This window comes from Aquabacterium sp. NJ1 (assembly GCF_000768065.1).
Lineage (GTDB): Bacteria > Pseudomonadota > Gammaproteobacteria > Burkholderiales > Burkholderiaceae_C > Aquabacterium.
Genome location: NZ_JRKM01000001.1, coordinates 2974882 through 2988221, shown reverse-complemented (window position 1 = coordinate 2988221; position 13340 = coordinate 2974882). Strand labels below are relative to the sequence as shown.

Genomic DNA, 13340 nt, shown 5'->3' with positions numbered 1-13340 from the left:
GACTCAGATGAAACGCGTGCTGATCGTGGAAGACCAGGCGGACATCCGCGAACTGATCAGAATGACCCTGGAAATCGAGGATTTTGATATCCACGAGGCGGAGAACGGCGACCTCGGCCTGCAGATGGCGCGTCAGCTCAAGCCTGACCTGGTCCTGCTGGACGTGATGATGCCTGGCTCGCTGGACGGCTTCGCCGTGTGCAACCACATCAAGAGTGACCCTGCGCTCAAGCGCATGAAAGTCGTCATCCTCAGCGCCAAGGGCCAGGATCACGACAAACAACAAGGCAAGCAGTCCGGCGCCGATGGCTACCTGACCAAGCCCTTCAGCCCCCGCCAGTTGCTGGACGTGGTCACGCGCCAGCTCGGCTGAGCAGGGCTGGGTAGCGCTGCCCCGGGCTGACAGCCCTTCACATCAGGACATCTTCGCGATCCACGCCAGCGGCGCATTGCGCATGTACCAGCCCACCAGCGTCCACGGCCAGCTTGGCACGCAGGCCTTGGCCGGCTCCCGCTCGATGGCTGCCACCAGCGCGCGGCAGCCCGAAGCCGTGTCCACCATCAACGGGGTCTTGGCGGACTTGCTGCTCAACTCGGTCTCGATGTAGCCCGGGAAGATCGTGGTGACCTTGATCGGCGTGCGCAACAGGTCGGCACGGATACCCTCGGTCAGCGCCGCCAGGCCCGCCTTGGTGGCCGCATACGTGGTGAGGTTGCGCGGCAGGCCGCGCATCGCGCTCATCGACGAGATGCTGACCAGGTGCCCGCTGTTTTGCGCGCGGAAGATCTCCACCGCCGCTTCACATTGCGCCAGCGCCGCGATGAAGTTGGTCTGCGCCGTCTGCAGGTTGGCATCAAAGCGGCCCTTGCCAATGGGCTGGCCCTTGCCCAGGCCCGCGTTGACGATGACCCGGTCGATCTGGCCGAACTCCTGCTTGAAGGCGCGGAACACCTCGAACACCTGCTCGTGCTGGTTGACGTCCAGCGGGCGCACCAGCACCTTCACACCGGGGTACTTGGCTTCCAGCTCGGCCTTGAGTTCGACCAGCCTGTCCACCCGGCGCGCGCACAGCGCCAGGTTGCGGCCCATGGCGGCGAATTCGCGCGCCATGCCTTCGCCCAAACCTGAGCTGGCGCCGGTGATGAGGATGTTCTGTCTGCGTTGGGCCATGGTGCGTGGTGATGTCGACGATCGGATGATGGAAGGAGGCTGCCTGCCTCAGTGCGGCGCAAGGAAGGCCTTGAAGGCCTCGACTGTGGCGGTGGGGTCTTCTTCCTGCGGGACATGGCCCAGCTTGTCGAACACCACCAGTCGGCTGCCTGCGATGTCATGCTGGAACTTGTCGGCGTTGTCAGGCGTGATGAGGTGATCCTGCCCACCCCAGATGATCAGCGTGGGCTGCTTGATCTGCTTGATCTGGTCGGCATGAGCGCCCAGCGGGCTCTGGCTGAAACGTGCCGCCAGGGATTCGCGGTTGCCCTCGCGCAGCGTCAACTCGTAGTAACGGTCGATCAGCTCGGGCGTCACCTTGGACGGGTCACCGTACACGCTGCGCACGCTGGACTCGATCATGTGGCGCGGCAACATGTGCGTCATCAGCGGCTTGAGCGCCGGGATGCGCGCGATCTTGAAGCCAATGGGCATGCCCTCGGTCTTGAAGGGGTAGCCACCCGCGTCCACCAGCACCAACTTGCTGACGCGCTCGGGGTGGCCCACGGCCGTCATCCACGCGATCTCGCCACCCAGGGAGTTGCCCGCCAGCACCACCTGCTTGAGCTGCAGGTGATCCAGCACGCTGACCACGAAGTCGGCATAGTGCGGCAAATGGTAGTCGCCATCGGGCGCAGGGCCTGTCAGGCCAAAGCCAGGCAAATCCACCGTGATGACGCGGTGCTGGCCCTTGAGCGCGGCCACCCAGCCTTCCCAGGTATGCAGGCTGGCCGAGGTGCCATGCAGCAGCACGATGGGTTGCGGGTCGTCACGCGGGCCTTCATCACGCAGGTGCACCTGCATGCCATTGAGCGCCACGAAATGCGATGGCGCCGGGGCCCAGCGGGCTTTGAGCGACTCGACCGGGAGGTCTGGCGCCCAGGCCGACACGATGCCGACACCGGCCAGCGCCACCACCAATGCGAGCACACCACCTGCGATCTTGAGGGCTTTCATCCTGGCTGTTCCTTGTTGATGCGGGCTGGCGTTGCAGTTGCGGTCGTGCGTGCCGGCCCAAGCCCCGAAGTATGCGTCAGCGGTAGGTGAGCAGGGGCGGCTGGGCGCCCTCAACGTGCGCGTGTTCGTTCACCGAAATCAGGTGCAGGCCATCACGCCCAGCCTGGATCTTGGTGATGCCCACATTGGCCAGCGTCCAGTTGATGGTGAAGGCCTGCGCGTCGTTCAAGCCCAGCAGGTGCGCGCAGATCACGCTGATCGTGCCGCCCGAGGTGAACACCAGCGTGCTGCCCTTGGGTGGCGTGGCCTTGACCAGGTCTTCAAGGGCCGAGACCACACGCAGCTTGAACACCGACCAGGGCTCGTTGTACTCGTCATCGTGGTTGCCGCCCACCCAGCGCGCCACCGCGTCCTGGAAGAACTTCTGGAAGGTGCGGCGCGGGTCACCTGATGCGGCCATGTCGCTCATCATCACCAGCTTGTCGACATAGCGCGGCTCGGCCACCTCGATCACGTTCTCGTGGTCGAACTCGTTGACGCCCGCGTGGTGCTGCAAGGGCAGCTCGATACCCAACTCGCCGAGCGCACCGGCGGCCGTCTCCTGATGGCGCTGCATCGTGCCGCTGATCAGCACATCGGGCTTGACGCCGCGTGCCTTCAGGGCCGAGCCCAGCACCTTGGCCTGCTGGTGCCCCACGGGCGAGAGCTGGTCGTAGTTATTGGAGCCAAACGAAGCCTGGCCGTGTCGCAGAAGGTAGATGGCGCCCATGGTGTGCTGTGTCTTTCGTGGTCGGTCAGGTGCTTGCCCGATGGCGTGGCGAGAGGCCTCAGCCCCTGGCCCGTTTGATCAGGCCCTTGCAGCGCCAGTCCAGGTAGTTGACGATGATCCAGAAGTTCTTGAAGGCCGGGTTGCGCGTCTGCTTGTGGTGGTAACGGTAGTAGATCTGCTGCGCGATCACCGCCAGACGGAACAGGCCATAGACCTCGTAGAAGGCCCAGTCCCACTGGCGATCGAGCCGGTAGCCGGTCTTGTCCAGGTAGTAGTCCACCACCTCTTCACGACGCAGCATGCCGGGCAGGTGCGTGGGCTGGCGGCGCGTGGCCATCATCAGCTTGTTGTCATCGGCCTGGATCCAGTAGGCCAGGGCATTGCCCAGGTCCATCAGCGGGTCACCCAGCGTGGCCATTTCCCAGTCGAGCACGCCGATCACTTTGGTGGGGTCGTTCTCGGCCAGGATGACGTTGTCAAAGCGCCAGTCATTGTGGATGACGACGTTGGCCACGTCCTGTGGCGTGCGCTCTTTCAACCAGGCCATCACATACTGGTAGGAAGGTACGTTCCAGGTCTTGGCCTTGGTGTAGCGTTGACTCCAGCCCTCGATCTGGCGCTGGCAGTAACCGCTGCCCTTGCCCAGGCTGTCCAAGCCGGTGGCTTTGACATCCACCTGATGCAACTCGACCAGCTTGTCCAGCACGTTGGTGCACAGCTTGCGCGTGGTGGCTGCATCGAGGTTCAGCCCACGCGGCATGTTCTTGCGCGGGATGATGCCGGCGATGCGCTCCATCACATAGAACTCGCTGCCGGTCACGGCCTCGTCCTCGCACAGCCCGATCATGGCGGGCACCACCGGGTACACAGGCTTCAAGGCCTGCTGCACACGGTATTCCCGGCCCATGTCGTGCGCGCCCTTGGCCTTGGTGCCAGCGGGTGGGCGGCGCAGGATGAAGTCGCCCCCATGCTCACCACCCGTGTACTTCAAGCGGTACGTCCAGTTGGACGCCCCGCCTGAAAACTGCGTGATCTCCGGCTGGCCCTGCAGGCTGGGCACATGGCCCTTCAGCCATGCGTCCACACCCGCCGTATTGAGCTCTTCACCAGCGCGGACTCGCCCGCCCTGGTCTTCGATGCCTTTGTTCTTCGTGTTGTCGCTCAATGTGGGCTCGCTTACTTCATCACACCATATTTCATGAGCTCCAGGCGGGCGATCATGCCCTTGTGGACCTCATCGGGGCCGTCGGCCAGACGCAGGCTGCGCGCCTGGTTGAAGAAGGCGCTCAGCGGCACATCGTGCGACACGCCCATGCCGCCGTGCATCTGGATGGCGAAGTCCACCACGTTCTGCAGCATGCTCGGCGCCACCACCTTGATGGCCGACACATCGGTCAAGGCACCCATCACGCCCATGGTGTCGATCTTCCAGGCAGCTTGCAGCGTCAGCAGGCGGGCCTGGTCAATGGCCACGCGGGCTTCGGCGATGCGCTCGCGGTTGCCACCCAGGTTGATCAGCTGCTTCCTGAAGGCCGTGCGCTCGATGCCACGCTTGATCGCCAGCTCCAGCGACTTCTCGGCCGCGCCAATACAGCGCATGCAGTGGTGGATGCGGCCTGGCCCCAGGCGGCCTTGCGCGATCTCGAAACCCTTGCCCGGCCCGGCAATGAAGTTGCTCACCGGCACGCGCACATTGTTGAAGTGCACCTCGCCGTGGCCGTGTGGCTCATCGTATTCGCCGAACACGGGCAGCATGCGCTTGATCTCGACGCCCGGCGTGTCCATGGGCACCAGCACCATCGAGTGCTGGTTGTGGCGGCCCAGATCGGGGTTGGGCGTCAGGGCCATGAAGATGCCGATCTTGCAGCGCGGGTCACCCACGCCAGACGACCACCACTTCTTGCCATTGAGCACGATCTCGTCGCCCTCGATCACGGCCGTGGCGGCCATATTGGTCGCGTCCGACGAGGCCACATCAGGCTCGGTCATGAAGAACACCGAACGCATCTCGCCGGCCAGCAGCGGCGTCAGCCATTGCTTCTTCTGCTCCTCGCTGCCGTACTTCCAGATCACCTCCATGTTGCCGGTGTCGGGTGCATTGCAGTTGAAGATCTCGGGCGCCATCATGGAGCGGCCGGTCTCTTCGGCGCTGAAGGCGTACTCCAGCACGCTCAGGCCCGCGCCCAGTTCCGGGTCGGGCAGGAACAGATTCCACAAACCTTCGGCCTTGGCCTTGGCTTTCAGGGCTTCCACACGGGGAGGGATCTTCCACTGCGTCCAGTCCCCACCATGGCGCTGGCCCAGGATGCCTTCCCAGTGTTCCTGCTCAACGGGTTCGATGTGTTCCTTGATGAAAGCGCGCACACGGGCCGCGGTTTTGGCTGCGCGTTCACTGGGCTGGAAGTCCATGCTCGTCTCCTGATGGGTGGGTCATTCGGTCAACGTCAGGGATGCTACGCCGCTTCAAGGTGTGCATCAAATGATGAATTTTCATCGCAAGTCATGCACATCCTGCATGACTTGTGGGCCACGCGTCACACGCCTTCGGCCTGGCGGGGCCCGATCACCGGGTAGCGCCACGGCAGGCCCGCCATGGCCTTGGCCAGCGCGAACATGCCCAGCAGCACCAGCATGCCGTGCACGCACACGAAGTAGGTGATGACCACCACCCAGGTCAGCGGCTGATGCCAGTCGCCCAGGGCCACCAGACCCACCGACAGGCAGACGATCAGGACCCCGCTGACAACGCTGGCCCACACTGCCTGCTTCAGGTGCTGACGCGCCAGCGGCGGTGCGCCGTCCTTGTGTTGCAGCCACAGCCACAACAGGGCGACAAAGGCCAGACCGGGCAGCACCAGCAGGTTCGTGAGGTACAGCGCCTCGGCCAGCACGGCCAGGCGCCGTCCATCGTCGCTACGCCCGAAACGGCTCATGCGGGTGTTCATGTCGGGAAGCCTCCTCAACGTGGCTGCAACAAGCCCATGGACGCGTACACGCCCTGCTGCAGGCTCTCGCGCAGCCAGGCATGCACCGGGTCCGCCTCCCGGTCGGCGTGCCAGTACATCCAGATCCCCAATGGTGGCACCGCCACCGGCAGTTCGCACACCAACAGGGGCAAGGCCCGCGTCAGCTCCAGCGCATAGGTGCGCGGCAAGGTCAGCAAAGTATCGCTGTGTGCGACCACATTCGCAGCCGCAAAGTAATGCTGGCAACGCAGGATCACGTCGCGCTGCCCCTGCCCCATCGCCGCCCAGACCGCCTGCAGCGGGTCCGGCTGCTCAGGCTGCAGCGTCACCATCACATGCTGCTGCTTCAAGTACGCGGCCAGATCCAGCTTGCGCCTGGCCAGAGGATGCCCCTGTCGCATGATCACCGCCAGCGTCTCGTCGGCCAGGTGTACCCCTTTGATGTGCCCACCGACACGCCGCTGCCGGTCGATCACCAGATCAACCTCGCCTTGCGTCAGCACCTGCTCCAGCGCATCGTGCGCGACCCGCACGCTGGCCAGCTTCGCGCGGGGCGCCACCTCGGCCAGGCGCGCCATCAGCGGCGGCAGGGTGATGGCCTCCAGCACGTCGCGCATGCCCAGGCGCAAGGTCATGTCCAGCGTCGCGGGGTCGAAGGTATCGGCCTGTCCCATCAAGGTCTGCAAGCCGCGCAGGTGCGCCTGTACCTCGCCGATCACCCGCCGCGTCAGCTCGGTGGGCACCATGCGGTTGCCCTGGCGCACAAACAGCGGGTCACCCCAGGCACGCCGCAAGCGGGTCAGGGCGTGGCTGACCGCCGGCTGGCTCAGGTGCAAGTGGCGCGCCGCGCCCGATATCCCGCCGTGCTCGTACACGGCGTCCATCACGCGAAACAGGTTGAGATCGAGTCGGGATGCAGGCAAGACCATGCCGCCACCATACACCCCGGCCGGCCGCTCGCCAGCGCGCGTTCATCAGGCCACGCATCAAGACATTCATGCCGACTTTTTGGTGCAATCTTGGTGCAACAAGCCCTGCTCGCCCGGCCAGAGCAGGCGATAATGCAAGCCTTGCCGCCATGCGGCGACTTTGGAGCGATCACCTTGGACAGTCACCCTCGGTGACCGCCCACTCCAGCCACCTGGACCCGGCCCTGCAGTCAAGGGGCACGCAAGCCAGGTGAGGCCCAGCCAGCCCATGCAACATCCGGGCGGCCGGCCAAGCGGGAGGGGGCGGCCACACCATTCACCCCGTCCCTCAACCTGTACGTTCACCCGCTGGCCTGAGCCCGGGGCCCACGTGCTGGAGACCGCATGCTCAACGTGTTCACGCTGGCCAATGGCCGGCTGTTTCAGGAAGAAATCGACAGCCTCGACGAGCTCACGCCCGCTCGTCCGGTCTGGGTCGACCTGGAAGCCCCCACCCCTGAAGAAAAAGGCTGGATCGCCGTCAAGTTCGGCCTGGTCATCCCCGCCGACATCATCGACGACGACCTGGAAGAATCCGCCCGCTTCTACGAAGAAGACGGCGCCGTGCACATCCGCTCCGACTTCCTGATCGACGACGACGAAGCCCCGCGCAACGTCCGCGTGGCCTTCATCCTGCATGAGAACGTGCTGTTCTCCGTCCACAAGGAAGACCTGCCGGTGTTCCGCCTGCTGCGCATGCGCGCGCGCCGCATCCCGGCCCTGATCGAAGACGCCAAGGACGTGCTGCTCAAGCTGTATGACGCCGATGCCGAGTACTCCGCCGACACGCTCGAAGGCATCTACGACGACCTCGAAAAGGTCAGCAAGAAGGTGCTGCAGAACGCGGTGAACGACGCCGCGGCCGCCGAGGCCCTGGCCGCCATCGCCCGCCAGGAAGACTTGAACGGCCGCATCCGCCGCAACGTGATGGACACGCGCCGCGCCGTGAGCTTCATGATGCGCGCCCGCATGCTCAACGCCGACCAGTTCGAAGAGGCCCGCCAGATCCTGCGCGACATCGACTCGCTGGACAGCCACACGGCCTTCCTGTTCGACAAGATCAACTTCCTGATGGACGCCACCGTCGGTTTCATCAACATCAACCAGAACAAGATCATCAAGATCTTCTCGGTGGCCTCGGTGGCCCTGCTGCCACCCACCCTGGTGGCCAGCGTGTACGGCATGAACCTGCGCTTCCCCGAGCTGCTGTGGCTGGGTGAGTGGAGCTACCCCTATACCGTGGCCCTGATGGTGGCCAGCGCGCTGGTGCCCATGTGGTACTTCTACAAGCGAGGATGGCTGACCTGACCTCCGCCGCCCCCAAGCTGCCCCCTGGCCTGCTGCGCGTGATGCTGGGCACCACCCTGGTGGTGCTGAGCTACAGCCTGCTCAACCCCGTGCTGGCCGTGCGCCTGCAGACCGCCGGTGCCAGCAGCACCGCCATCGGCCTGTTCGCCATGCTGCCCTTCATCAGCGTGGCCGCGCTCGTGCCGCTGGTGCCGCAGCTGTTTGCCCGCGTGGGCGTGGGCCAGGCCTACCGCGCCGGCCTGCTGCTGGAGCTCATCTCCTGCCTGGGCTACCTGCTCACCGATGACTACCGCATCTGGTGCGGCCTGGGCCTGATGGCCGGCATGGGCGCCGCCGCGGCCTGGAACGCCACCGAAGCCCTGATCGCGCACAACGTGCCGCCCAGCCACCGCGGCCGCCTCACCGGCCTTTACCAGGCCCTGCTGGGCGCGGGCATGGCGCTGGGCCCCATGCTGCCCGGCCTGCTGCGCATCGGCCCCATCGAGGCCAATGCCATCGCCGCAGGTGGCCTGGCCCTGGGCCTGCTGATCACGCTGACGCCCGCCGTCACCCAGCTCAAGGCCATGCACGACGACCACGAGCCCATGAGCCTGCTGAGCGCCTGGCGCTTTCGGCCTGGCCTGGCCTGGGCCGCCGTGGTCGGTGGGGTCTTCGAGGTTGGCCTGGGCTCCATCACCACGGCTTACGGCTCGCAGATCGGCATGAACCTGGCCGCTGCCACGTCCATCGCGGGCGCGCTGGGCATGGGCAGCTTCGTCTTCCAGTACCCCACGGGCTGGCTGGCCGACCACCTGCCCGCACGGCGCCTGTTTGCGCTGGGGGCTGGGGCGCTGGTGCTGAGCGCACTCGCCTTCGTTCAGGCCTCGACCTGGCCCACGCTGATCTGGGTGTGTGCCGCAGCCTGGGGCGGCATAGGCGGCGCGCTCTACACGCTCAGCATGATCCGCGTGGCCCACGATTTCGCCGACACCTCGGCCCTGGCGGGTACCTCGGCCATGATCGCGGGTTACACCGCTGGTGGCGCCTTGGGCCCGCTGGTCAGCGGCTGGGTGTTTGACCACTTCGGCGTGGGTGGCCAGGGCAGCTGGCTGGCGGTACTGGCGCTCAGCCTGCTGCTCATGCAAACGCGGAAGACGCCGGAGGCGCCGCCTCGCGCCACAAGCTGAACAGCATCGACTGCAGGCAATCGGCCGGCACAGGCTTGTGCAACAAAGGCAGCCCGCTGGCGTGCGCCTCACGCAGGCGCTCAGGCGCCGTGTCCCCGGTGATGATGGCAGACGGCACCATGCGCCCCATGCGCTCACGCACGGCCTGCACCGCCTGCAAGCCCGTACGGTGGCTGCGCAGCCGGTAATCGGCCAGGACCACGTCAGGCTCGAAGCGATCCAGGATGCGCAGCGCCTCCGCATCCGAGGCCGCCGGCTCGCACCAGCAGCCCCAGGTGGCCAGCAGATCGCACATGGCCGCACGCACGGTCTCATCGTCATCGATCAACAGCACCCGCAAGCCGCTGAGATCGGGCTCGTCTGTGGCCACCACGTCAGCAGGGTGCCAGGGCGACTTGCTCACCGGCAGCGCCAGGCGAAACACCGAGCCTCGCCCGGGCCTGGACTGAAGGCTGATGTCCACGCTCATCGCCCGGGCCAGGCCCTGCACGATGGCCAGCCCCAGCCCCAGGCCCTTGCGGCGGTCCCGCTCCGGGTTGCCCAACTGGTGGAACTCCCGAAAGATCGCTTCGTGCTGATCCGCCGGGATGCCCACGCCGGTGTCCCAGACTTCCAGCCAGGCCCGCGCACCGCGACGCCGGCAAGCCAGCAACAAGGCGCCCCGCTCAGTGTAGCGGATGGCATTGAGCACCAGGTTGCGCAGGATCATCTCCACCAGCGCCGGGTCCGCGTGCAGGATCACCGAGGTGTCCCGCATGCGAAACGCCAGGCCTTTTTCCTCGGCCAGTGGCGCCATCTCGCGCTCCAGCTTGCGGAACATCGGCTGCAAGGCGAAAGGCTGCATCTGCGGCTTGACCACGCCCGCATCCACCTTGGAAAAATCCATCAAGGTGTTGAGCATCTCGCCCGTGGCCGACGCCGAGGCCTGCGCCTGCTGCAGCAATTGCTGCTGGCGTTCATTGAGGCCGGCTCGCGCCAGGGCGTTGAGGAACAGGCCCATGGCATGCAGCGGCTGGCGCAGGTCGTGGCTGGCTGAAGCCAGGAACACCGTCTTGGCCCGGTTGGCCTCCTCGGCCTCGGCCAGCGCCACCTCGGCCACCTGCCGCGCCTCCAGCGCGCGCTGCGTCTGGTCACGCAAACGCCTGACCAGGCCCTCGTTTTCAAAGCCCAGCTCAATGGCCTTCAAGGCGCCCTGTGCCGCGAAGTAAGAGAACACCGTCATGGCCAGCAGGTAGAGCGCCACGGCCAACCCCATCATGAAACTGAACTCATCGCTGGAGCGCAGCAACACGGTCATCACGGGCACGATGCTGGCCACCCAGTAGCCGATGGCCACCGGCCACGACGGCGCGAACACCGCCAACCCCCCAGAGTTCATGCCCGCCGAGATGCCCAGCACGATGGCGATCGACATGGGGTTGGCCTTGTCCAGCCACAACACGCCCATCGCGCCCCAGCACAGCCCAAGGATGACAGCCATCAGGCGCACCACATGGGCATACACCGCCACGCGCGCGACATCGCTGGGCCGCGGCAGCGCATGCCGCACCGACAGGCACAACAAGGTCATCGCCATTGTGGCGCCAGCCCATGCCCAGGTCCCGGCCACATGCACCGTGCGGCTGCCGATCCATGCCGTCAACAAGGCCACCAGCGCCGAGATCACAAAGGCATAAGGCAGGTTGCGGTCCAGCAGCGTCATCTGCGCGGACAGCACGCGCGGGCTGTCAAAACGCCACGCCCGCGTCAGGAGCGCCCTCACGCTCATGGCTGCAACAAGCCTCGGGCCACCGCCTCGGCATGCGCCTGCTCACGGCTGCTGGCACCCAGCCACTCCGTCAGCCACGACACCTCGGCACGCACCTCGTTTTCGTTCATGCCCATCTGGCGGGCGATGGCTTTATTAGGCGTGCCGCGCCCCAGATAGCCCAGGATCAGCAACTGGCGCTGCGACAGATGCGGTTCGGCCTCGGCCACCTGCATCACCGGCGGCGCCACCAGGGCCTGCGGCGCACTGGCCTGGGTCAGCACCGCATACGGCACCGCGGCATAACTGGGCTGCCCAGCCAGGGCCGAGTGCACCGCGGCAAGCACCTCGGCCGCCGACGCCACCTTGGGCAAAAAGCCCGTGACCCCGGCCGCCCGCGCCTGCAGGATCTGCTGCCCACTGACATCGGCCGACATCATCAGCACCGGGCATGCCGGCGCCTTCGCCCGCAAAGCTGGCAGGTCTGCCAGGCCATGGCCATCAGGCAGGTGCACATCCAGCAAGACCAGATCCGGCGTCTCGCGCCCGAGGCTCTCCAGCGCCTGCGCCAGGTTGACGGCCTGCGTCACCCGCCCTTGTGGCCAGTGCTCCGACAGCATCAAGCCCAGGCCCGTGCGAAACAGGGCATGGTCATCAACCAGCAGGAAATGGGGATGCGGCGCACTCATGGATTCAAGACAGACAGGCTCCTGCAGTATCGCGCTTCGGCGCGCATAAAAAAGGCCGATCACTCAGGATCGGCCCCTATTCCCCTCTTAAGGGTGATATCTCAGCGCGCGCGACGCGCCTTCACGGCATCCGACAGGATCTGCAGCACTTCCGCAGAATCATCCCAACCGATACAGGCATCGGTGATGCTCTGGCCATAGACCAGCTTCGACGGGTCATCCTTGCCCGGCGTGAACTTCTGGGCACCGGCGCACAGGTGGCTTTCCACCATCACGCCGAACACCTTGTGCGAACCGCCCGACACCTGCGCAGCGATGTCCTTGGCCACCACCACCTGGCGCTCGTGCTGCTTGGAGCTGTTGGCGTGCGAGAAGTCCACCATCAGCGAAGGATGCAGCTTGGCCGCTTCCAGGTCCTTGCAGGCCGCTGCCACGCTGTCCGCGTCGTAGTTCGGGGCCTTGCCACCACGCAGGATCACGTGGCAATCGGGGTTGCCGGCCGTCTCGACAATCGCCACCTGGCCGTTCTTGTGAACCGACAGGAAGTGGTGCGGGCGTGCCGCAGCCTGGATGGCGTCGGTGGCGATCTTGATGTTGCCGTCCGTGCCGTTCTTGAAACCAATCGGGGCGCTCAAGCCCGAGGCCAGCTCGCGGTGGACCTGGCTCTCGGTGGTGCGCGCACCAATGGCGCCCCAACTGATCAGGTCACCGATGTACTGCGGCGAGACCACGTCCAGGAACTCGCTGGCGGCCGGCACGCCCAGGCGGTTGATCTCCAGCAGCAGATGACGGGCCATGCGCAGGCCTTCGTCGATCTTGAAGCTCTCGTCCATGTACGGGTCGTTGATCAGCCCCTTCCAGCCCACGGTCGTGCGCGGTTTCTCGAAGTACACGCGCATGACCACTTCCAGCGTGTCGGCGTACTGTTCGCGCAGCACACGCAGCTTGCTCGCGTATTCGACGGCGGCAGCCGGGTCATGGATCGAGCAAGGGCCGATGACGACCAGCATGCGGTCGTCCTTGCCGTGCACGATCTTGCCAATGGCCTTGCGGGTGTGCGCCACCAGCGCCTCGACCGGCGTGCCACGGATCGGGAAGAAGCGGATCAAGTGCTCGGGCGGCGGCAGCGGCGTGACGTTCTTGATGCGTTGATCGTCGGTCTGCGACGTCTTGTCGGCGGGGGGTACCCAGCCTTCTGCGGCACTGGATTTGGCGTTCATGGGGCTTCCTCTTGATGCGATGGGCGGACGAAAGTCGGAGTCGAAAAAAAACCGCCGGGGCTAGACCGGCGGTTTTCAGGATATGGTGTGGTTCGCTTATGCGTTGGCCACTCCTGCGCCGGTAACGGGCGAGAAGTAAAAGTACCAAAAGTAAAAGCGAGCGCGATTCATGATTGCTAATGTAGCACGGTTGCCTGAGCCATGGCTTGATCTGGATTGATCAGCCCGATAGTCTCGTTTACACGCAATCGCAGGCCAATCGTCGTCAATCGTCCGGTATGTGACACCTTGGCCGGCCGCAGCTCGCTAGCATGCTGCTCAGTTCAGACACCCCCGCGTT

General features: G+C 65.5%; 13 protein-coding genes. 3 read left to right on the top strand and 10 right to left on the bottom strand.

Annotation, left to right across the window (positions count from 1 at the left end):
* Positions 1-7 precede the first annotated feature (7 nt).
* Positions 8-373: a response regulator transcription factor gene (locus tag JY96_RS12815; RefSeq protein ID WP_035037969.1), complete on the top strand. Its 366-nt coding sequence runs from the start codon at positions 8-10 to the stop codon at positions 371-373.
* 42 nt (positions 374-415) lie between these two features.
* Here JY96_RS12815 and JY96_RS12810 read toward each other — a convergent pair whose 3' ends face one another.
* From JY96_RS12810 to JY96_RS12780, 7 genes are all read right to left on the bottom strand, one after another.
* Positions 416-1171, bottom strand: coding sequence for an SDR family oxidoreductase (locus JY96_RS12810; RefSeq protein ID WP_035037967.1), 756 nt, complete (start codon positions 1169-1171; stop codon positions 416-418).
* 48 nt (positions 1172-1219) lie between these two features.
* A complete protein-coding gene (locus JY96_RS12805; RefSeq protein WP_035037965.1) occupies positions 1220-2167 on the bottom strand; it encodes an alpha/beta fold hydrolase in 948 nt (315 codons plus the stop codon).
* Between the two features lie 76 nt (positions 2168-2243).
* On the bottom strand, positions 2244-2936 hold the full coding sequence (locus JY96_RS12800; protein ID WP_035037961.1) for a histidine phosphatase family protein: 693 nt from the start codon (positions 2934-2936) through the stop codon (positions 2244-2246).
* Between the two features lie 58 nt (positions 2937-2994).
* Positions 2995-4101: a phosphotransferase family protein gene (locus JY96_RS12795; RefSeq protein ID WP_052162472.1), complete on the bottom strand. Its 1107-nt coding sequence runs from the start codon at positions 4099-4101 to the stop codon at positions 2995-2997.
* Positions 4102-4112: 11 nt separating this feature from the next.
* A complete protein-coding gene (locus tag JY96_RS12790) occupies positions 4113-5345 on the bottom strand; it encodes an acyl-CoA dehydrogenase family protein (protein ID WP_035037958.1) in 1233 nt (410 codons plus the stop codon).
* 125 nt (positions 5346-5470) lie between these two features.
* Positions 5471-5881, bottom strand: coding sequence for a hypothetical protein (locus tag JY96_RS12785; protein WP_200883504.1), 411 nt, complete (start codon positions 5879-5881; stop codon positions 5471-5473).
* Between the two features lie 14 nt (positions 5882-5895).
* Entirely contained in the window at positions 5896-6831 is a 936-nt protein-coding gene (locus tag JY96_RS12780; protein ID WP_052162945.1) for a LysR family transcriptional regulator, read from the bottom strand.
* A 384-nt stretch (positions 6832-7215) separates the two neighbouring features.
* Here JY96_RS12780 and corA point away from each other — a divergent pair, with 384 nt between their 5' ends.
* The gene (corA, locus tag JY96_RS12775; protein ID WP_035037955.1) at positions 7216-8178 is read left to right on the top strand and encodes a magnesium/cobalt transporter CorA; all 963 of its coding nucleotides are present in this window, start codon (positions 7216-7218) and stop codon (positions 8176-8178) included.
* The gene (locus tag JY96_RS12770; protein WP_035037952.1) at positions 8166-9344 is read left to right on the top strand and encodes an MFS transporter; all 1179 of its coding nucleotides are present in this window, start codon (positions 8166-8168) and stop codon (positions 9342-9344) included. Before corA ends, JY96_RS12770 begins: the two co-directional genes overlap by 13 nt.
* Here the strand turns inward: JY96_RS12770 and JY96_RS12765 are convergent.
* The 3 genes from JY96_RS12765 to JY96_RS12755 all read right to left on the bottom strand — a co-directional run bounded on the left by JY96_RS12765 (position 9295) and on the right by JY96_RS12755 (position 13000).
* Positions 9295-11112, bottom strand: coding sequence for a hybrid sensor histidine kinase/response regulator (locus tag JY96_RS12765; protein ID WP_035037950.1), 1818 nt, complete (start codon positions 11110-11112; stop codon positions 9295-9297). The two genes, JY96_RS12770 and JY96_RS12765, sit on opposite strands and share 50 nt — an antisense overlap.
* On the bottom strand, positions 11109-11780 hold the full coding sequence (locus JY96_RS12760; protein WP_052162471.1) for a response regulator transcription factor: 672 nt from the start codon (positions 11778-11780) through the stop codon (positions 11109-11111). Before JY96_RS12760 ends, JY96_RS12765 begins: the two co-directional genes overlap by 4 nt.
* A gap of 101 nt (positions 11781-11881) precedes the next feature.
* Positions 11882-13000, bottom strand: coding sequence for a 3-deoxy-7-phosphoheptulonate synthase (locus JY96_RS12755; RefSeq protein WP_035037948.1), 1119 nt, complete (start codon positions 12998-13000; stop codon positions 11882-11884).
* Positions 13001-13340 lie beyond the last annotated feature (340 nt).

Excerpts from the sequence above, each read along its gene's own strand:
- JY96_RS12815 (WP_035037969.1), top strand. The coding sequence starts at position 8 with ATGAAACGCGTGCTGATCGTGGAAGACCAGGCGGACATCCGCGAACTG.
- JY96_RS12810 (WP_035037967.1), bottom strand. The coding sequence starts at position 1,171 with ATGGCCCAACGCAGACAGAACATCCTCATCACCGGCGCCAGCTCAGGT.
- JY96_RS12805 (WP_035037965.1), bottom strand. The coding sequence starts at position 2,167 with ATGAAAGCCCTCAAGATCGCAGGTGGTGTGCTCGCATTGGTGGTGGCG.
- JY96_RS12800 (WP_035037961.1), bottom strand. The coding sequence starts at position 2,936 with ATGGGCGCCATCTACCTTCTGCGACACGGCCAGGCTTCGTTTGGCTCC.
- JY96_RS12790 (WP_035037958.1), bottom strand. The coding sequence starts at position 5,345 with ATGGACTTCCAGCCCAGTGAACGCGCAGCCAAAACCGCGGCCCGTGTG.
- JY96_RS12785 (WP_200883504.1), bottom strand. The coding sequence starts at position 5,881 with ATGAACACCCGCATGAGCCGTTTCGGGCGTAGCGACGATGGACGGCGC.
- JY96_RS12780 (WP_052162945.1), bottom strand. The coding sequence starts at position 6,831 with ATGGTCTTGCCTGCATCCCGACTCGATCTCAACCTGTTTCGCGTGATG.
- corA (WP_035037955.1), top strand. The coding sequence starts at position 7,216 with ATGCTCAACGTGTTCACGCTGGCCAATGGCCGGCTGTTTCAGGAAGAA.
- JY96_RS12770 (WP_035037952.1), top strand. The coding sequence starts at position 8,166 with ATGGCTGACCTGACCTCCGCCGCCCCCAAGCTGCCCCCTGGCCTGCTG.
- JY96_RS12765 (WP_035037950.1), bottom strand. The coding sequence starts at position 11,112 with ATGAGCGTGAGGGCGCTCCTGACGCGGGCGTGGCGTTTTGACAGCCCG.
- JY96_RS12760 (WP_052162471.1), bottom strand. The coding sequence starts at position 11,780 with ATGAGTGCGCCGCATCCCCATTTCCTGCTGGTTGATGACCATGCCCTG.
- JY96_RS12755 (WP_035037948.1), bottom strand. The coding sequence starts at position 13,000 with ATGAACGCCAAATCCAGTGCCGCAGAAGGCTGGGTACCCCCCGCCGAC.